General features: G+C 56.5%; 1 protein-coding gene (cut by a window edge). It reads right to left on the bottom strand.

Annotated features, from left to right (window positions below):
- Positions 1-49 precede the first annotated feature (49 nt).
- A protein-coding gene (locus THICY_RS01480) for a YDG domain-containing protein (protein ID WP_013834844.1) crosses the window boundary here: on the bottom strand, positions 50-23,169 show its end. It continues 64,489 nt past the right edge of the window; the window shows 23,120 of its 87,609 coding nt (coding positions 64,490-87,609); its start codon lies off the right edge, out of view — the gene reads right to left on this strand; the stop codon is at positions 50-52.

Below are 23,169 nucleotides of genomic sequence, written 5' to 3'. Positions count from 1 at the left end.
TGTTGTTAAAACACCTTAAAACTCATAAACTTTTAAGTTGCCTGTCACGCTAGTCAAACTCGAAGCGTAGCTCGGTTATTGCTTGATTACCCTCTTGATCAGTCACAATAATGACAACATCCAAGAAACGAATACCTTCTGGCGCTTGTCCTGTAAAGCTCCAATCTTCGGGTGAGAAGCTTAACCAATTTGGTAACGCTTCACCAGATGCCAGTCTTGCTGTAACCGATAGTATACTATCCGCATCACTATGTACAAAGGCCGCTCGTGGCAACTGGTAAACAAAGATCGCACCCGCACTAAACTGCTGTACGGTTGATGCCATAACGCTGACAAAGCCAGCTGGAATCGCACTCGGTGTCGCTGTTGCGCTTGCTACCACGGTGGTGGCCTCACTGACAACCCGCGTTGCTTGCTGTGTTGCACGCTCAACCACTTCAGCCGTAGATCGATCGGTTGGATCTGGCTGACCTGGCTGCTCCGTTACTGGCTGACCTGGCTGCTCCGTTCCTGGCTGCTCTGGTTGCTCCGTTCCTGGCTGCTCCGGTTGTTCCGTTCCTGGCTGCTCTGGTTGTTCCGTTCCTGGCTGCTCTAGCTGCTCCGTTCCTGGCTCGATACCCGTGCCATCACCGATTTCACCAATATCGCCAGGAATATCAACAGGATCAGGATTTAGCTCCGGATCTAGACCCGCACCAGGACCTGCCTCAATATTATCAATATCCAATGGCGCATTTAAGGCCTCAATAATGACTTCAGGCAGCTCGGCATCCGTTGATTCAGGCTGTGGTGCTAAGTAGACATTCTTGCGTCCACCTTCATCCGCAATCTTAAATTCAACGCCAGTCGACACATCTGTCTGATCACCACCTAGCAGAATAATTTCATGGAAGGTGGTGATGTTTTCTTTAACACCCACACCGCCCGCGAAATCGGCATCCACGCCATCGGCATCAACCGTCAAGCTAATGGTGGCTGCACCCAAGCTGTATAACTGACTCTCATTGCCCACAAGACCCTCGAAGTTAATCACAGGGTCACTGCTCACTGATGGTGACCCAATCGCAGCCACCAATAGGGTATGGGTGTTGAGACTTAGGTCATTCACCGTACCATTGAAGGTGATACTTGGGTTCTCAGAAATCAACGTCCGTGCATATAGCGGATCGTCGTTATATAACGAAGGCTCCATCTGCACACCCTCTTCATCTTCTTCAGGTTGGCCTAGGTAATCTTTACCTTCCATAACGTCTGCTACATTGCTGACGTAGTAGTCATATAAGAAACCTTCACTACCGTTATTGCCAATCCAAACAGCCCCGTTATAGGTCTGTGCATTGGCCGTCAGAATATCAGCTAGCAGATAAATGCGACCATCGCCATCAGCAGCATTGAGGGTTAAGTTCTTCAAGCGAGCGAACTCACCACTGCTGTCCCCAATAGTAATAATCTTGGAATCATCATCGGTAATAGCAAGCAGTGAATAGGCACCATCCACCGCGCCATCGAGACGACCCAAGAAGGAAATATGACCTTCAATTGCTTTCAGCGTAATGGTATCCGCATCGGCTAAGTTCGTACCCTCCTGATTTGGTGCCAGGGTCACATTACCGCGATAGATCTGATCGCCAGCCGTCACAACATCCGTAATCAAGGTCACCGGACCGAAGACCACCAGACGCTCTAACTCAACATCGTAAGCCATACCCAAACGAGCCTGGGTGCCCAGCGTGGTAATCTCTCCAAGATCCATGTTGCCGAAGGCCGTATTACTACCCGCAATGGTCGTGCTGGCATTCATCAGCGTGGTGCCACCGGTATAGCTATTATCACCGGCCAGCGTTAGCACGCCGCTACCGGCATTAATCAAGATACCTTCACCAACAATGTTCGATGAGTAGGTAATCTCATCCGAACGATTGAAGCGGACGATACCGTCGTTTTCAACGCTTGTAATCACTTGACCATCCATGAGGGTGTACTCTGGGCCGGCAACTTCAACGGCATTGTCAAAGGTGACCACGATACCCTCAGGAATATACACATTCGCGACGTTATACATATCAGGTATTGCGCCATCTGCCCAATTATTTGGATTCGACCAGCTGCCATTACCTTCTAAGACCCAGGCAACACTCTCACGCTGGGTAATAACCCCATCGGTACCAATTAACGGCTCAATATTGCTGATGAAGTAATTCAAGGCATCGTCACCCGCTAATGTGATATCAATGGTGTAGCCAATATTTTCACCCACATGGCGCGATTCAAACGTACCATCTGGCGTTACCACAACATTATCGTCAGCCAAAATAGTATCGTCTGCATAGGTCACATTCAGCGCAACACCTTCCATAGTGTTATTACCATCGTAGACCTTCGTGATATCGTTAATGGTAATCGCCTGCGTGGCATCAATGGCTTTCGCAAGCACATTCAGACCACCGACCAACTCAACGCGATTGACGCCACCAGAATACGCAACAGACTCTAGGTCAATAGCGAGCTGATAGCCACCCGCTTTCAAGAAGCCTGCGCCGCTGAGCTGCGCTTCATCTTGCAGTAGATTAAAGCTAATCTGGCCGTTATTTGGAATGCCCGTTACCACAATTTCGTTACCCGAACGAACAACGGACAAGTCACCAAAGACATTGCTACCATCGCTATAGCGCGCACTTAAGCCAGCGTAGTTTGGCTGAACCCCATAAGTGACGGTTTGCGTCGGCGCACTCACAATCACACCAGATTCAACAATGGTGTAATCGCCTTGTACAAAGTTCACATTGTAGTTGGTAGAATCAAGCCCTGAACCAACCAATACATTTTGGTACACGCCTGGGGTTGAAACGTTGGCATTGGTACGATTAATCGCCAAGTCACCGGTCAAGTCATCGAGCGTATCACCATTGCGCCAGCCCGAGCCAACGACACCTTGGAAACCAGCCTGATCGGATTCAATCTCAAAGCGTGCGTCATTCACCACCAATAGGGTTAAGTCGGCCCGCTCGATAGTCACATCACTGGTCGCAAAGGTAATATTGTAGTTTTCTAAGCCATTACCTACCGCAGAGGTGCCGATGATGCTATTGGTATAGACCCCCGCATTGGCTGTGCCAATCACACTGCCATAGGTATTGCCCTCATAGGTGAACTGTGCCGTAATCGAAGAAATGGAATCCCCATTAATTAAGTCATCCGCCGTGGCTGCAACAGCACGCAGATTTAACGGCGTACCATAGGTGGTTGTTACTGGTGCCGCAGTCACCACCAAGTCCCGCGCAATCACTTCTAGCGTTACCGGATCAAGCTGGATGCGGTAGTTGCGACCGGCATCAAGCGTACCTTGCGTAATCGCATAGCTACCCACGCCATCGGCCGAGCCCGCTGTGCCATCAAACAGACGCACCACACTAGACAAGGCACCCGAAACAACCTCTTCATCACCATCGACTAGGTTTTGCAATGTATAACTCAACTCAGGCAGTACTGTGTCACCATATGTAATGGACTGACCAACCACCGGCGCAACCCTTAGATCGCGGGGTGTAATTGCTGCCAGGGCAAACAAGGTCTCTGTGGTGATCACATAGTTAGCGGCATCATCACCATCCAAAGTGACACCTTGGTTATCTAAGGTTACGCGGATATTGTTACCGACATTCGCATCATCAAAGAAGGCGCCCGCCACGTCAAAGGTCACAACATCATCAGCGACTAAATCAGCTGAGATGATATTTGAAGCCAGAGCATCCGTATTGCCATCATATTGCTTATCAGCGGCCTCGAAGCTAATCGAAATCGTTTTTGGCGTGATGCTGGCACTAACGTTATCGTGAGCCAACAAGTTATAGTTGTTGGCATCAGCGCCATCCAGCACCAGACCTGCAAAACTTACAAAACTCGCTGTTGCAACATCTTTCGAGTTGAAAGAGCCGCTCACATTGCTCGCATCTAATGTCAGATCATCACCGGCAAACACCATATCTTCAGCCAATAGCGCTACACCCGTAACAACCGCATTAGTTGTGCCGTCATAGACCCTGTTAGCACTGGATAGGCCAGACACCATAATGTCTTTCGGTGTAATGGTAGCCGTCAAGCCCGTGGTATTCGCCAGGCGGTAGTTTGATGCTAATCCACCATTGTCACCATCAAGCAAGGTATAGGTCGCTGTCGCTGTGCGAGCGCCCGCATCCTTGGCATCGAAGATACCCACCGCGTCGGCGGTGACTGTTTCGTTGCCCACAAAGCCTGACAAGGTACCAACCTGAATAGAAGCAACATTGGTCGCATCATAGACGCGATCATCAGCCACTGTACCGGTAACCGTCAACGCCAGTGGTGTAATCTGTGCCGTTACATCCGCATGATCCACCAAAGTATAGTTACCAGCGGCACTACCTGCTAAACTCAAACCGGTGATCGATACCGTCGCGGCATCGACCACATTCTGGCTATTGAAGGTACCCACAGCATCACCCGCAATCGTCAAGTCACCCTGATCAATCGCATAGATAAAGCCATCTGCCGATGTGCCGGCACCCGCTTGGTTTGTGCCACTAAAGACCGCTGTACCGGTAATCGTTGCATTGGTGTTGCCATCATAAACTTTGTCGTCAGCACCCAGGCCGGTGATCGTAATTGCTTTTGGCGTGATCAAGCCCGCACCTTCGGCCACAACTGGCAGAATATAGTTGCCAGCCAGTGTCGAGCCGCTCGCTGTAAAGTCTGCCGCAGTCAAATCTGCGGTTACGGTACGCTGACCGACATGACGCTCATCAAACGCACCAACACTCTGGTTGATAGTGAATGACTCGCCGGCCACCAAATTACCGATAGCAAAGTTGGCGCTGGTCAGTGTCGCACCCGTGGTCGCGTCGTATACACGCGTTGGTGTGTTGATAATTTCAGCTGTCAACTCACGTTGGGTGATCTTCGCTTGATCACTCAAGGCATCGGTAGCAAGCACGTAGTTGCTGGCTTTGCCACCGTTATCGCCATTACCCAGCGTCAAGCCGGAGATTGTCCAGTCCTTAGCGACCACATCACCCGCAAGCAACGCAACATCCTTAGCCAGGACAGTCTCAGTACCCACCACCGTGTCTACAAAACCGCTGGCGCCAACATTAACTACCAATGTTTGGTTATCCACACCAGTCTGAACACTGATATCGCTGATAGCTAAATTCGCAGTACCGTCATAAACTCGATCCGCCACTGTCGCGCTGGCCGAAATCACTTTTGGCACCACATTAACGCGACCGGCATCACCGGAAATGAAGGTGTAGGTAATACCATTATTAATCAGGTTATAAACGACACCAGAATCCGTCGCCAACAAGCTGTCACCATTCAAGGTCAAGGTCTGGTTATTCACTGTGGCGCCGGTTAAGGTTGCATCACGATGTTCGCCAGCATCGACCAGCGTTGTTTGACCTGCCCAAGCCACGGCTAGAGCATCAAAGACAGCCGTCACATCAAGCGTTGGGATATTGTCAATATCTGGCAAGGTGATATCAAACGCCGTTGCATTTAATGTGTTACCCACAATGTCTTTGAGTACTAATTCCTGAGTCGATGCAATACTGGTTATCGTGGCTACCGAATCCAAGAATTTTTGGTTAACCGCGCTATCACCATATTCAACTTCGATTGCACCAGCAGCTCCGCTATTTAGATTCGCAAGATCAATATTCAGCACCGCACTTACGAGTGCAGGCGCTGCACTTGCGAAGATGTATTGGTTGCCGCTTTGAGCAAGGCCGGTAACGCTGTTGCGATCAGATAACCAATCCGCGTTGAAGCGAGCCTGATTACCGCTGGCTAGCACGCCCTCCTCCGCGGTACCAAACTGGCTGAAGGTTTCACTTAATGCCGAGCCCACCGCTGGCGTCCAGCCATAGGACCAGACCTGCCAGTTACCATTGTTGGCTTGAACCGCGTTACGACCTGAAAGGTTGATGAAGTTACCGGTCATGCCCGCATCCAACACCACGTTGCCGTTGTCAGAAACAACGGTCACGCCGTTATTAATCGTGATGCCATCAGCACCCTCACCTTCGGTCAAGCCGTTGCCTGCCGCTAGGGTGATGTGGTCTTCAGCAGAAACGTCTTCTGCAATGACCAGTTTAGCAACGCCGCTGATATTGATGGCCGCACCACTGGTAATGCCATCCAGATCGCCGATGCTGCCGATGGTGAGGTTACTGCCGTCAACCACCAAGGTCAGATCGGCCACATCGGCAGCGACCGTACCGACGTAGTCAGCATCACCCAGTGTATTGGCGCCAACCAAGCTAACCGCTCCGCCTGTCAATAGCAGGTCGCCCGCTGTAATTGCGGAATTCTCTGCGTTCTGCGTCACGCCGTTGGTGGTATTCAAGGCCAACAGCTTGTCAGCACCCAGGGTCAAATCGGCATCGAAGTCGATCTCGTAGAAATCGAAGGTCACATTTGAGCCAGTGCCCACGTTACCCACGATGATCAATGTTGGCGTTCCAGTTGCACCAGAACCATTAAGAGTCAAGGTATCGCCAGCCACCAAATTTGCGAAATCCACTGCTGATATACTGGCTTCGCCAGCCGTCTTGCCGCTCACCCCGAGCTCAAGATTGCCAACACCGACTTGATTGAACGTAATGTTGTTGGCTTTGATGGCGCCATCGAATGAGAGGTGATCAGCACCGATAACCGTCGCACGATAATCTACCGTCAAATCACCGGTCACTGTCAATGCATCACGTTCTGTGCCGGTGACACTGAAATCACGTGCCACATCAATATCAAGGGTCAGATCAGTACCACCGATGGCTAAGGTACCCGATGCAAGCGTCAGGTCACGTGCATTCAAGACGGTGTTGTTTAGCAAAGTCACCGTTTGATCACCCACGAACTCAATATCGCTATCCAGGTCATCAGAACCGATTGTGACGCTACTAAAGCCACCCAAAATGCGCGCCAGCTCGGCCGCGGTTAGATCAAGCGAAGCAACGGTTGGATTGAGTGACTGACTGTTCTCACCGAGTCGGATGGCGCGACCGGACGAGAATGTTTCAATCGCGAGCGAGTTGCTACCCGATGTTGCTGAAGTGATATCAGCAGCAATATCGAACTCATCGGTCACGAACGTTAGAGCACCACCAAACTGAGTTGCACCCGTCACCGAAACCGAGGTGCTGGCCGCAATTGTCAGATTGGCACCCGTCACTGAACCACCCGACACCTCGAACGTATCAGTGGTGATGTCGGCACCGAAAGAGCGGGTAGCCGAGCCATTCAAGATCAGCGCATCAACATCAATCGTACCGTCAGCCGCTGCCGTTATAACCTCAGCTGAGTTGTTCAGTGTCAGTGTAAACGCACCCGAAATGGCTTTATCGAACTGCAAGTTGCCTGCACCAGAACTCAGGACTGCGTCTCCAGTCAGCGTGACTGCCTCTTGGAATTCTTGCTTGCCAGTGCTCTCAGGAGTGCCACCTACTGCCGTGCTGATGTCATCAGCAATTTGCGCAGTACCGGTTACTGTGAGGGCACCCAGCTCATCGCTGCTGCCAACTGCATCACCAAACTCGGCAGCAGCCTGAACACTCAGAGTGCGGAAGTGTGAATCGCTACCGTCGTTGTCGCTATCAAGGGTGTCATCAAAAATAACTGTCGAACCCTTCAAGGTGGTATTGGCACCCAAAGTGACCGCACCTTCGAAGCGCTGCGTCGTATGCGTGGTGATCGAGCCGCCATTGATGTCGGTGTTGCCAGTGACCCTCAGGCTACCCAGCTCACTACCTGCAACACCGACTCCATCACCAAAGACTGCAGCACCGTTAATGGTCAACGTATACATGGCAGAGATGCCAGCCGAAACGTCCTCAGCACTCACCAACGTGCCGTCAAAATCAACCGAGCTCACTGTCATGATGGTGCTGTGGCTCAGGGTCGTGGCACCTGACAGCGTCAGCTCATGCGCGCCGGACACCGTGCCGCCCAAGGTGATCGCACCAGTGCCAGCGTTGGCCGTGATGAACACATCACCGTTCAAATTGACCGTCTGTTCGCCAAGCGTCACAAATTGATCGACTGTAATGTCATCGGCAATAGCAACCGTACCTGCAACATCAGTGGTCAAACTCACTGCCGCCACGGTATCTCTAAAGTCAGTCAATGCTCCGGTGTTGATCGCCAGCATACCGAGCTTGCCATTTGGAGTAGAACCCACTGCTCCCATAAAGGTCACAGCGCCACCTGCGTTGATTGTCAACGTATTCTCATCACCCGCAGCAGAGTCAACATTGCTACCGAAGGTCACCAGGCCATCATTGTGAGAGGCTTCAATAACCAAAGGTGTTGCCGCCTCTGCTTGGGCAATGATCAGGTTCTCATTAAAGATTGCGCCATTAGCCCCGGTCACGGTGACATCATCGGCCAACTGCACTGTGCCGCCGACATCGGTCACTACGCTTACGGCGTTAATCGTGCTCTGGAAGTCAGTCAAGCCAGAGGTATTGACCTCGATGGCACCGACCGCACCGTTTTCTAAGGAGCCAATCGCCTGCTCGAAGGTCACATCGCCGACACCGGCCGTGATGGTCATATCGCCATTCGCGCTGGCCTCAGCATTCACCAAGCCAGTGAAGGTCACAGCCGCGCCTGGAATTGGTTCTTCTACGGTCGTGCCGAAGGTGGTATCAACGGTCAAGTTACTGTTGATCACCACATCACCGGCGAAGGTCACCGTACCGCCCGAGGTGCGATAGCTGCTGTTGGTGGTGATAGTCCCCGCCGAGGTGTACTGCTGGTAACCGGTGGTTGTGACGTTAAACAGCGTCAGGTTGGCCGCAGAAATGTCGAGGCTGGCCAATGGCGTAATCGCACCAATATCACCAACCATGCCGATATTAAGGTCACCCGTGCCCGCTGTCAGGGTAACCGCCAGGTCACCATCAAGGGCACCCAAGAACTCTAAGTCACCGCCGGTCGCGCCGGTATCGATTAAGATAGAGTCACCATTGAGCTCAAGCACATTCTTGAAGCTAATATCAGCGCCCTCGCCCTGCACGCCTGAGCCATCGCCCAAGCCACCGGCCGCAACAATTTCGCTATCGTTCAGGACAATGCCCAGACCGCCTGGGGTTGCCAGCGTAATGGTACCGGCATCACCACCGTCAGCATGACTACCCGATGTAGCATCGGCGCCAGAAGTCGTGATGTTGGTCACGCTGATGTAGGTCTCTGCACCGGTCGTGGTGATGCTGACGTTACCGCCGTTCGCGCCGGCAGTGCCTGTCGTGGTCAAGTCAGCTGTCGCAGTGACCGTGCCGCTGGTGATGGTGAAGTCACCACCCAGGGTGTTCACAGCACCCGACAGAGTCACTGCGCCTGTGCCCGTGGTGATGGTGATCTCGCGTGCCGCATCAACTGCCGTCAAGGTATCGCTAAAGGTTACATTGCTATTAGTCGTGTTGAATGTTGTACCAGCACCTAGGGTGACCGCACCGGTATAAGTCTGCAGACCGGTCGTTGTTATAGCACCGCCATCAATTGCACTGGTGCCAGAAACCGTCAAGCTGGTTAATGCGTCTGCTGCACCAACAGCGCCCGCAAACTCAGCATCACCGGTGATACCCAACGAACGGGTCTCGCTCGCTTGGCTATCGAGTGTGCCGTCGAAGGTTACGTTCGCTGCCGTAATGGTGGTGGCTTGATTCAATACTGAAGCACCAGCCAGGGTGATCGTGCTGGCACCTGCATGATAGGTGGCACCCGTCAAGATAATGACATCGGCCGTAATGTCCTGCGCAGCCGAGGTGAATACGTTGTTCAGGTTAGCCGCCGACGCGCTGGTGACTGTCAAACTGGTCAGGCGGTCACCGCTCGTTGCATCCGAACCCACAATGCCAGCCAAGGTCACTGTACCCGTGCCAGCCGTCAGGGTCAGCGCTTGGTCACCATTCAAGGTGTTCTGGAAGATAATGTCGCCGCCAGTCGCGCCGGTGGTCATCAACAGATCATCGGTCAACACAACCGCCGTCGCAAAGTCGATGTTGCTATCAGTGGTAATGATGTCAGCAGCTAAGCTGCTAGTGCCTGTGCCATTCTGGGTGAAACCATTGGTGGCGGTGATGTTGCCCGTTGCTGCAGTCGTAAAGGTATCTGCAGTGGTCACGGTCATGGTGCCGCCCGCGCTCAAGGCTTGGTTCACGGTCAAGTTCTGACCTGTGAAGGCAACCGCACCAGTGAAGCCTGTTACACCGTTTAAAGTGGTTGTGCCTGTGCCGGCTTGCTGGTTGAAGCTCGTCGCATTCATGGCATTCGCAGTCACATCTTCAGCGCTGACGATGTCAATTGCACCCAGAGGGGTCGTACCCCCCACTTCGCCGGTGAAGGTGATGTTGCCTTCGCCTGCGGTCAGCGTCAGGTTCTCGCTACCGTTCAGGGTGCTGGTGAAGGTGATGTCGCCGGCACCGGTGTTGGTGGTCAGGGCGACGGGGCCGGTCAGCGTCACAGCCGTTGCAAAGCTGATGTCGTTGTTCGTGGTAGTGATGTCGCCCGCCAGGCTATTGGTGCCGTTGCCGTTTTGGGTGAAGGCGCCGGTTGCGGTGATGTTGCCTGCGGCGGCTGTGGTGAAGGTGCCTTCGTTGGTCACTGTCACCGTGCTGCCGCTGCCTAGGGCTGCGTTCAGGGTCAGGGCTTCACCGGTGAAGGCAAAGGCGCCACCCAGAGTCACGGGACCACTAAATGTGGTCGATGTGGTGCCGGCGTCCTGCGTGAAGCTGGCTGCAGTGACGCTTTGCTCAAAGGTGGCCTCGTTGGCATCCGTCACAACGATCGCACCCAGCGCATTGGCATCCGCGTCACCCACTGCACCACGCACCGTGATGTTGCCATCCGTGCCCGCATCCAAGGTCAAGGCCTGGCCGGCGCCGGTGACGGTTGCAGTATTGGTCGCGCCCAACACAATGTTCTGGCCAGACGCACCGCCGGTGCTCAACACCACTGCATCGGTACCCGTCAGTGCAATGGCAGTATCGAAGCTCATGCCAGCGGTAGCCGTCAGGTTGCCGCCCAAGCTGCTGGTACCAGCGCCGTTTTGCGTGAACTGACCCGTGACGGTGATGTTTGCGATATCGGCTGTGGTGAACAGACCCGAGTTGGTCACCGTCATGGTGCCGCCCACGGTGTTGTCTGCAGCGTTCAACGTCAGCACGCGGCCGGTGAATGTGAAGTCATCGTTCGTGGCAACCTGGGCGTTAAAGGTCGTGGCACCCGTGGTGGTGTTAGCCAGCGACTGGGTGAAGCTTGCAGCGGTGACTGCGCCTGCAAATGTCGCCTCATTGGCGTTGGTGATGGTGATTGCACCCAGGGCTGCGTTGCTTACACCGATGGCGCCATTAACCGTGATATTGCCCAAGTTGCCGGCATTCAAGGTCAAGGCCTGGTCACTGCCAGTGATGTTGGTATCGAGGTCGGTACCCAGCACAATGTCCTGACCGCTCGCACCACCGGTGCTCAGCACCACCACATCGCTGCCAGTCAAGGCAATCGCCTGAGCGAAGTTCATGCCGGCGGTGGCCGTCAGGTTGCCACCCAGGCTGCTGGTACTCGTGCCATTTTGCGTGAACTGACCGGTGACCGTGATGTCAGCGATATCCGCCGTGGTGAACACGCCCGAGTTGGTCACATCCATGGTGCCGCCAACCGTGTTGCCAGCAGCAGTAAACGTCAGTGCTGTTCCGGTGAAGTCAAACAGACCGGACAGTGTCATCGCACCGTCAAACTGGGTCAGGACCGAACCCGCACCCTGGGTGAAGCTGGCTGCGTTAAAGGCATGGTCAGCGGTCAATGTGGTCACCGAGTTGATGGTCACGGCACCCAGAGGGGTCGTACCCCCAACGATGCCATTAAAGTCGATGTTGCCGGTACCGGCGGTGATTTCGAGCGTGTTGGCTTCGCCTGACTCTGAGTCCAGCGTGCTGGTGAACAAGACGCTGCCGCCGTCAGCACCGGTGTCAATGACCAACGCCGAGTTCATCTGTGTGGCGCCCGCAAAGGTGATGTTGGCGCCGTCAGTGATGTAGGTGCTGTTGGTGTCGATCAGGCTGCTAGCGGTGTAGAGCTGTGTGCCCGTGGTGGTCACATTGCGCAGCGTTATGTTGGCCGCGGTGACATCCACTGAGGCCAGTGCTGAATCAGCTGCCGCAGCCGTGCCCACATTGGCGCCAGTCTGGAACACCACATCACCCGTGCCAGCGGTGATGGTCATCGCCCGGGCGGTGCCATTGCTGTTGACCGTATTACCGAATGTCACCGTACCGCCGGTTGTGGCTGCTGACTGGCCGCCATTGGTGCTGCTGGTATCGATGGTCACGCCGTTGGTCAAGGTCACCGCATCAGCGATGCCCACTGCCGCATCAGCCGTGGTGATGTTAGCGCCGAGGTTCACCGTGCCACCGCCCGACTGATCAAACGCACCGGCCAGGTTGAAGTTGGCACCGTTGTTAATGGTCAGTGTGCCGGTGTTCGCGATCGTCACTGCACCGCTACCGGTGGTGGTGACCGCTTGCTTGAACTGAACGTTGGTGGCCGTGATGTCGATGCCGTTCCCATTGGCAGGCGTACCCGATGCGTCAATCTGGCCACTGGTGTTGACTGTGCCACCAAAGGTCGTGGTGGTGCCCGCCTGCTGCAAGAACGACACGGCGTTGAACGACTTGTCATCGGAAACCGTGACTTCAGTTGCCGTGGCAATCAGCACTGCACCGAGGCGGTCGTTCGTTCCCGCACCGACATTGCCCTCAAAGGCGATCGCACCGCCACCTACGCCGTTGATGGTCAGGCTATTAAAGGCCGAGTCAGTTTCAGATGCGTTAGGTAGGCTATCAAGCGTCCCGGTAAAGGTCACCAAACCCGTGCCACGGGTGATCGTGACATTGGACACCGCCAACTCGGTGGCGCCATTCATACGTACGATGCCGTTGCCCGCCGAGGTATCGATCTGCTGTGTGCCCAACTCAATAACACCAGCCGTGAGGTCCAAGCCCGCGGATGTCGTCGTCGTTACATTGCCTGAGAGTTGCGTGCGCGTGCCAGCTGACTGAACCAAACTCGCGGCATTGAACGCTTCAGCAGCAAAGGTCACGTCTGCACTCGTGATCAAAACCGCACCCAGTGCATTGCCACTGCCACCGACAACATCACTGAAGGTGATATCGCCCGTGCCAGCGGTCAGTGTCAGGTTGTGCGTGCCATCAAGGGTCTCGCTGAAGGTGATATTGCCACCATCAGTGTCGGTATCCAGAGTTACGGCCTGAGTCAGGGTCACACCCTTCGCGAAGCTGATGTTGGCATCGGCGGTGGTGATGTTGCCACCGAGATTCACCGAACCGGAGTTGGCGGTGCTGACCTGAGCAAAGGCGCCATCGAGGTCGAAGTTCGCGCCGTTATCGATGGTCAAGAGGCCTGCGTTGTTGATGCGCACTGCACCAGCGTTGGTGGTGGTGACACCGGCCTTAAATTGGACGTTGTTGCCGTTCAGGTCGATGCCATTGTCGTTACCGCCACCGATCTGGCCATTGGTATTCACCGTGCTGCCAAAGGTGGTGGAGCCCGTGCCCGCTACCTGCAGGATGGCCTGAGCATTGAAGCCCTTGCCATCGGCAACCGTGACGTTGTTGACGCTGTTGATGGTGACCAAGCCCAGACGATCCGTACCCACGACATCGTCGAAGCTGATGTTGCCGGTGCCGGCGGTCAGCGTCAGATCCTGGCCACCGTTCAGGGTGTTCTGGAAGGTAATGTCGCCGCCGGTCGCGCCGGTATCAATAGCAACAGCACCGTTAATCAGTTCAACGGCGTTGGCGAAGGTGATGTTGGCACCCGCGCCCTGCTCGCCCATGTTATCGCCTGCCCCGCCTGCCGCGGTGATCGTGCTGTTATCCAGCGTGATGGTGCCGGCTGAGTTGGTGGTCAGCGTAATTGTGCCAGCATTGCCGCCGTTGGCGTTGTTGCCGACTTCTGCTGCGCCACCGGAGGTGCTGATATCCGAAATCGTGATCGTGGCAGCCGCGTCGGTGGTGTCGATGGTCACGGCACCGCCAGTCGCACCGGCTTCGTTGTTGGAGTTACCGGCCACACCGGTAGTCACCAGGTTGCCAGTCAAGTTCACTGAGCCGACCGAGTTGATGTCAATGGCGCCTGAGGTGGTGCCTGCATCAGCTGCAGTGGTGGTAATGATCTGACCACCCGCCAGCGTCACACCGCCATTGCCGGCGTTGATCGTGACCAAGCCATTGGCGCCGCCTGCGGTGGTCGTGATATCGGCGTTCAAGGTAACGATTTGGCTGCTGATGGTGATCGCACCGGCATCCGTATCCAGAGCGCCATTCAGTGTGAAAATGCCCGTGCCGCGCGTGGCGTCAGCCTGGGTAAACGAGGTGGCGCTGAAGGTATCAGCCGAACCGGTACCAATGGTGACGTTGGCGGCTTGGTTAATCGTCACGTCACCCAAGCGTCCGCCCGATACCGCACCTACGGCACCCGCGAAGGTGATGTCGCCCAAGCCGGTGGTGATCGTCAAATCACGCGCACTGCCCTGCGAATTCAGGGTGTCGCTGAAGGTTAGATGGGAGTCGATGGTGCTGATCGTGGTGTTATCACCCAAGGTGACCGCACCGGTGTAGATCTGAGCACCGCTGGTTGCCACCAAGTCACCATTGATCGCTGTGGTGTCAGAGAAGGTCAAGCCTCCGAGCTTGAAGCTGTCGCCGACTGAATCTTCGAACACCGCCGCACCGGTGATATCCAGCGTACGGAAGTTCGATGCTGGCGTGTCCTCACCATCGTTGCTGCTATCGAGCGTGCCATCGAAGGTCACGGTGGCGGCTGTGATGGTGGTGTTTTGATTCAACACCGAGGCACCGGTCAGCGTTACCGTGCTCGTGCCTGCGTTGTAAGTCGTGCCCGTGAGCGTAATGGCATCAGCCGTAATGTTCAGCGCGCCGCTGGTGAACACATTGTTCAAGTTCGCTGCCGAGGCGCTAACCACCGTCAGGGTGTCTATACGGTTGTTGCTGCTTGCGCTTGTACCCGTGATGCCAGACAGCGTCACCGTGCCCGAATCGGCGGTGAGGGTCAGATCCTGAGCGCCGTTGAGGGTGCTGCTGAACAGAATGTTACCAATACCTGTGCCGGTGTTGATATCAACCGCACCGGTCAAGGTCGTGGCCGACACAAAGGTCACGTTGTCTGCCGTGGTGATAATGTCACCGGCGGTTTCGATGCCGGCTGAGGCGGTCAGATGCACCGCACCGTCAGCGTTGATGTCGCCCAAGGCAGCCAACGTCAGCAGACCTGCGGTGGCGTTCAAGGTCACGACGCCATCATCGGTGGTGTTGATCTCGTGGTTGACCGTAATCGCCTGGTTATTGATCTGCACACCCGCAATGGCTGTGGTTGCCATGGCTTCGGTATCGGAGCCGAAGGTGCCAGCGTTCAAGGTAGTGGTGCCGGTGCCGGTGGTTTGTAAGAAGCTGGCGGCGCGCAGGCCGTTGACGGTCACGTTCTGGGCGCTGCTCACGGTCACCGCACCCAGAGGGGTCGTACCCCCAACGGCACCGGTGAAGGTGAGGTTGCCGGTGCCGGCGGTTAAGGTCAGGGCTTGAGCACCAGCAGCAGTGGCGTCCAGGGTTTCGCTGAAGGTGATGTCGCCACCGGCCGTGTTGGTGTTCATCAACACGTTGTTGGTCAGCGTTACCGCCTTGGCGAAACTGATTGCATCGTTAGTCGTGGTGATGTTGCCACCGAGGCTCACGGAACCCGTATCAGCCGTGCTGACCTGAGCAAAGGCGCCATCCAGGGTGAAGTGCGCATCGTTATCGATGGTCAATGTACCTGCGTTGTTGACGCGCACTGCACCATCATTGGTGGTGGTCACGCCGGCCTTGAAGCGAACGTTATTCCCGTTCAGGTCGATGCCGTTGACGTTGCTGCCACCGATCTGGCCTGTGGTGCTCACGGTGCCACCGAAGGTGGTCGTGCCTGAACCCGCAACCTGCTCAATGCTCACCGCATTGAAGGCTGCACCAGTGGCCACGGTCACATCTTCAGCGCTGTGGATGGTCACGGCGCCCAGCGCACCGCTACCGCCGGTTGTGGCGCTGCCCACTGCCCCGTCGAAGTCGATATTGCCGGTGCCGGCAGTGATCTCCAGCGTATTGGCCTCACCTGCTTTAGAGTCCAGCGTGCCTTCGAAGGTAACCGTGGCGCCAGATGCATTAGCGGCATTCGTGGTATCGATGGTCAGCGCCGAGTTGGCCACCACATCACCGGCGAAGGTAATCGCGTTGCCATCGCTGATATAGGTACTGTTGGTCTCAATCGTGCCGCTGGCGGTGTAGGTCTGCGTGCCCACGGTAATCACATCACGCAGGGTGATGCTGGCAGCACTAATGTCGACGGACGCCAGATCCGCGCTGTTACCCACGTTCGCCGCGGTCTGGAAGACGACATTGGCGTTACCGGCCGTGATGGTCAGTGCACGCGCCGTGGCATCAGAATCAATCGTGTCACCCAAGGTCACCGTGCCGCCGCTGGTAGCACCGCCCTGTGTTGCAGCCGTGGTCGTGCTCAGCAGCGTCACACCGTTGGTCAAGGTGATGACATCTGCAAAGTCAATTGCGGCATCAGCCGTGGTGATGTTGCCACCCAAATTGACCGTGCCACCGCCGGACTGGTTAAAGGCGCCAGCCAGGTTGAAGTTCGCACCGTTGGCGATGGTGAGCTCGCCAGTGTTCACGATAGTGACATCGCCGAGTTCATCGCCTGCGCCCACAGCACCGCCGAACGTCACATCCGCGGCATTGACCGTCAGGTTGCGTGCGGTGCCATCAGCATCTAGGGTGCTGTCGAAGGCAATATCGCCGTCGGTGCTGGTCAGCTCGACTGGAGCACCCAAAGTAACGGCACCTTCGAAGGTCTGATCATCAGTGGTCTTCACATCGGCGGCGAGTGCCACTGCATCAGTGACCAACAGGCTGGTGATGGTTTCACCGATACCGATGTTACCCGCCAGCGTAATTAGACCGCTGCCGCCGGCATTGCCGATGGTCAGGGCAGAGTCACCATCTTCTTCAGCAGCATCAACGGTGCCGCTGATCGTCAGCGCACCGGCTGTCTGAATCAGCGCGTTGCCGGCCAGAGTGATCGCGCCAGAGATCGTGGCGTCTGTGCTGCCATTAAAGACGGCGCCTGTGTCCGTGCCGCTGTTGTCAAAGCCGTTACCCGCAATGGTCAGCGTGTTGGCAATGGTTTGGCCGTTGATGTCAACACCGGCGCCACTGAGAACGGTTACATTACCCGTACCGAAGGCGCTTCTGGTGATGCTGCCTGGCGTGCCCACCGTGGCGGTATCGGCTTTCAGGATGCCGCCTTCAACGATGGTGTCACCGGTGAAAGTGTTCACACCGGTGATCGTGGTCAGGCCTGTGCCAGCCTGCACCAGGCTGCCCGAGCCGCTGATATTATTGAACAAGGTGTAGGCGTTGCTGCGGTTGACGATCAAAGTGCCCTCATTGATCAAGTCAGCAACACTGCCAGCGGCCAAGCCACCCGTGATGCCGCCATTGCCCAGCTGCAGGGTACCGGCGTCAATGCGCGTGGAACCGGTATAGGTGTTATCGGCCAAGAAGGTGAGCTCACCGACGCCATCTTTAATGATGTCGCCCGTGCCAGAAATCACGCCGCTGACCGAGCCGGTGCCGGCTTCGACCACGGTCAAGGTATTGGTATCCAGCGCCACCGTCGCCAGACTGATATCGGTACCCGACAGCGTGCGGCTAGCACCATTCAAATCAAGGTTGCCGCTGAAGGTTTGCAGGCCTGTGGTGAACACATCGCCACCGAGCTGGGTGTTACCGGATACCGTCAGGCTGGTGAGCTTGTCAGTCACACCCACATCGGCACCGAACTCCGCATCGCCCGTAATCGCTAGCGTGTTGCCGCCATTGACCGCGGCGTTGAGCTTCACCGTTGAACCAGCCAGGGTGCTGGCCGCCGTTACATCCACCGCGGGTTCAATGGTCAGCACTGAACCAGTGGCTGTCAGAGAACCACCGAGGTTGACCTGTCCGCCAGTCTTCAGCGTCAGGTTGTCGCTCGCGGTGGTCGTGCCAGCAATGGAGATGTTGCCGGTATGCGCAGCGTTACCCACGATGATCTCGGCAAATCCGGCTGCAAAGTTGGTGCTGAAATAGCTAGAGGCCAGCGACAAGGTGCCTGCCGCGCCGCCAATACCAATGGTGTTACCCGCGGTGCGCGACTGAATCGTCAACGTACCACTCGAGGCAATGCGATCGGCAGAATTGCTCTGGACGATGGATAGAGTGTTACCGATGATTGTAATGTCGGCCGTGCTCGACACCACATCGCTACCCGCTCGCTGACCCACAGCACCATAGATACGAACATCTTCGGGCGTGGCGCTGCCTGAACCCAAGCCCTCTAGGATGATTGCACCATTGGCGGCCAGAATCGCACCACCTGCATCCACCGTCACACCTGCGTTACGTCCGCCATTACCCTGGATATGAATAGTGCCAGCGCCGGTATTCTGAACCACTGAATAGTGGGTATAGAAGCCCCAGCCATTGCCAGAACTGGTGTTCTCCGATATGCCCACCATGACGATTGCATCGTTGGCATCGCTCGAGTTGGTAATGAGACCACGACCATTGGGTGACTGATCCAGCTCGATACCATTGTTGCGTGGCGAAATACCGTACATGTAGATCGTGCCCGCGGCGGTATCAATGGTCGTGCCGCCACGAGTCCGGATACCGTTGGCGTTACCACCGGTTGCTTCCGCAGTCCCAGGTTCGTTTGCGGGGATCGTTGTATTGACAGTAGCGCCATCACGCCCACGACCATACATGGCCAAGTTGCCACCGCCCGTCAGAATCGTGGAGCCGATCAGTGCAATACCGTTTGAGTTGTTGGCATTACCAACCGCCTCTCCCGTGCCGACGGTTAAATTATTCCACTGAGTCGTATCTGAGCCGCCGCCCATCCAGACATGGCCACCTGCTGTCTCAATGGCAGCGCCCTTGTCGTCAACATTCCATTGCAAGTGAATCATACCGTCCAAACCACCATCGCGATCGGCCCAGAACACCACGTTGCCGCCGTCAGTGCTGACGGTTGTGCCACCGGCTACAACGATATCACCCGAGGCTTCCAGGCGGATGTCCTGGTTGGCCGCTGACGCAGTGCTCAGGGTGTCGCCCACGGTGATGTTGCCGCCGTAGATCGTAACTGCGCCGCTGATGTCGACCACACCGTTGAGCGTGACGTTCTTGTCACCGGTGCCGTCGGCGGTACTGGTCTTGCCAATCGTCAAGCCGGTCAGGCCGTTGGCGAAGGTCCAGCCGGAGATATCCAGGTCGCTGGCGAAGTCATCATCGGCCGGGCGGATCGTCAGGCTGCCGGCACCCTGGAAGTTCGGCGTGCCGGTCGGGGTGACGTTGTTCTCAAGAATCAAGGCGCCACCGGCAATCGTGGTGGTACCTGAGTAGGTCATCTCACCGGTCAGGGTCAGGGTATTGCCGCCACGCTTGGTGAAGGTGCCATTGCCTTCAATATCGTTCGCGGCGGTGATATCGACATTGTGGTCGAAGATCAAGGCCGCATTGTTGGTGACTGCGCCCTGCCCCAGTGTGCCGCTACCGCCGCCCACACCGATCTGCAAGGTGCCATCGGTAATGGTGGTGGTGCCTGCATAGGTGTTGTCGCCCGAGAGAATCAGTTCACCCTCACCCAGTTTGGTGAGGTTGCCATCGCCTGCGATCACGCCAGCGTAGCTCAGCGCTTCGCCATTGGCGACATTGATGGTGCCGTGAGCGCTGCCCAGAGTCACACCGCGGTTGGTATTCAGCGTAAAGGTGTCGGTCGCCAGCAGCGTACCGCCATTGATCGTCAAGTGACCGGCTGTGGCAGTCGACGGTGCTGCACCCAGGTTGTTGTCACTGGCCACCGAGAGCACGCCGCCAGTGATGGTGGTGCTGCCGGTGAAGGTGTTGGTGCCAGTCAACGTCAGGGTGCCATCGCCCAGCTTCTCAAAGGCGCCATCGCCCGAGATCACGCCTGAGAAGGTGGTGCTGCCATCGTTCTCACCGGCACTCAGGGTAGAGCCATCACCCAGCACCAGGTTGCCCGCGCCCTCAATCGAACCAATGGTGTCGGTTGATGCGGCTTCATAGGTCGCACCCGACTTCACATCAACGACGACGTTGTCATTCAAGCTGCCGCTGACAATCAGTCGGCCGCTGTTGACGGTGGTATCGCCTGCAAAGGTGTTGGCGCCCGCCAAAGTCAGTTCACCTGAGCCGGTCATGGTGAGTGCGCCGGTACCGCTGATCACCCCAGCCACATTGCCTGAATCGTCACCCGTGCCGGATTCATTAATCGTCAGGTTATTCGCACCCAACTCAATAGCCTGAGCGCTCAAGCCAGTGACGTTCAGCGTGGTCGCTTGACCCAGCGTGACCGTGTCACCGTAGGTCTGGGTGCCGGTGGTGGTCACTGCCCCGCCGTTGATGGCGGTGGTGCCACCGTTATCCGTTGTGATCGATACCAATGCGCCATCTTCAGCGCCACCGACAACGTTACCAAAGGTGGTGGTGCCCGCGGTGTTCGCGGTCAACGCATAGGCGCCGTTCAATGTATCTGCAAAGGTAATCGCACCGCTGCTGCCAGCGGTCAGCGTGGTGTTCGCACCGAGCGTTACGGCCTCGTTAAACACCATGCCAGCTGCACCTGAAGTCTTGACGATGCCGCCATTGATCTGAACCGTGCCATCGGCATCCGTGGTCAGTGACACCAACTCAGTGCCATTACCGACCGCGCCACCAAAGATCGTGGCACCAGCGGTATTTACGGTCAGAGCAGAGGCGCCATCCAAGGTGCTCTGGAAGTCAATATCACCGCCATCCAAGCTGGTTAGTGTGGTTGTGGCCGCACCCAGAGTCACTGCGCCAACATAAGTCTGGAATGCATCGGTGCGCACCGAGCCGCCATTGATATCGGTATCACCCGAGACTTCAATGCTGCCCAATACACCATCGGTCGCGCCACCCACAGCACCGCCGAATACCGCATTGCCAGTGATATCGAGCGTACGCTCAAGCGAGGCTGGCGACGTTGCACCATCATCATCGCTGTCCAGCGTGCTGGTGAAGGTGACAGTGGACGCGGTCATCTGAGTGTTCTGTTCAAGGATGACCGGGCCAGTCAGTGTGATGCTGCTATTGGCGTTGCCGTCGGTTGCGTAAGTCGTACCGGTGAGGGTGATGGCATCAGCAGTGACTGCCTGCGCGCCTGTGGTAAAGACATTGTTCAGGCTGGCTGCCGAGGCGCTGGTGATCGTCAGGGTGGCCAGGTGATTAGCGCTGGTGGCTGCATTCGTGCCCGCGATCTGCGTCAACGTTACGGTGCCGGTATCGGCGATGAGGGTCAGACCCTGTCCGCCATTCATCGTATTGCTGAACAGAATGTTGCCAGCACCCGACCCAGTATCGATTTCAACAGCGCCGGTTAACGTGACAGCCGATCCGAAGGTGACGTTTTCGCCAGCAGTGGTGATGTCACCGGCGGTCGATACCGCGCCGCCGCCGTTTTGTAGGAAAGCACCCTGCAAGCTCATGTCGCCAGTCGACGTGATTGTCAGCTGGTCGCCGTTGGTGATCGTGACCAGGCCGCTCGTCACATCCGATGTGGTCACCAGGCCATTGAAGCGAACCGTGCCGGTCGAAGTCACATCGAGGTCGCCCAGCGTCAGGCTGACCGCGTCGTTGAAGTCAAAGTTCGTACCGTTAACGTCGATGCCTTCGGCAGCCGTCGTTGTCAGGGCGCCACTAAAGGTCGTGGTACCGGAGCCGTTGACTTGCTCCAGAGAGGCTGCGCTGAAGGCTACTTCAGCGGTTACGTGGGTGGCGCTGTTGATAGTCACCGCGCCCAGAGGGGTCGTACCCCCAACGATGCCTTCGAAGGTGATGTTGCCGGCGCCGGCGGTGATTTCAAGGGTGTTGGCCTGACCGTCTTTGGAGTCGAGCGCGGCGGTAAACAAGACGCTGCCTGCCGTCGATGCTGCACCCGCATTGGTGGTGTCGATGATCAGCGCCGAGTTTGCCACCGTGTCACCCGCAAACGTGATGTTGGCGCCGTTGGCAATGTAGGTACTGTTGGTCTCAATCGTGCCGCTGGCGGTGTAGATCTGCGTGCCGGTCGTGGTGACGTTGCGCAGCGTGATGTCAGCGCCGCTCACAGATATCGAGGCCAGCGCAGAAGCCGCATCCGCCGTGCCTACGTTGGCACCGGACTGGAACACTACATCGCCGGTGCCCGCGGTGATGGTCAACGCCCGTGCGGTGCTATCGCTGTTGATAGCGGCACCGAACGTCACCGTGCCGCCGGAAGTTGGTGCTGCCTCTGGATCCGTCGCTGTGGTGGTGCTCAACAGCGTCACATCGTTGGTCAGCGTCACCGCGTCCGCAAAATCAATCGCGGCATTGGCGGTGGTGATGTTGCCACCCAGAGCCACGGTGCCACCGCCAGATTGATCAAACGCACCGGCCAGGTTGAAGTGCGCACCGTTGGCGATGGTGAGCGCGCCAGTGTTCACGATGGTGACATCACCCAGCGCATCACCCACACCCACAGTACCACCAAACGTCACATCATCGGCATTGACCGTCAGGTTGCGTGCGCTGCCATCGGCGTTCACGGTGCTGTCAAAGGCAACATTGCCCGTAACGCTCTCGAGCTCAACAGCCGCGCCCAGGGTCACCGCGTCATTAAACGTCTGGCTGCCGCTGGTCTTAATGTCGGCTGCTATTGCCACTGCGTCAGTCACCAAGAGGCTGGTGATGTCCTCGCCAATACCGATGTTGCCCTCGAGGGTGATCAGGCCACTGCCGCCGGCATTGCCAATGGTCAGTTCAGAGGCACTGCCTTGTGACTGGGCATCAATGGTGCCGCTAATCGTCAGCTCGCCATTGGTTTGGATCAGCGTATGGCCGGCCAGTGTGATGGCACCCGAGACGGTCGCTGCTGTGCCACTGCCGTTGAAGATAGCGCCGGTATCCGTGCCGTTGTTGTCAAAGCCATCGCCCAACACGGTCAGGGTGT

This window comes from Thiomicrospira cyclica ALM1, assembly GCF_000214825.1.
GTDB classification, from domain to species: Bacteria; Pseudomonadota; Gammaproteobacteria; order Thiomicrospirales; family Thiomicrospiraceae; genus Thiomicrospira; species Thiomicrospira cyclica.
This window is presented reverse-complemented; position numbering and strand designations above follow the sequence as displayed.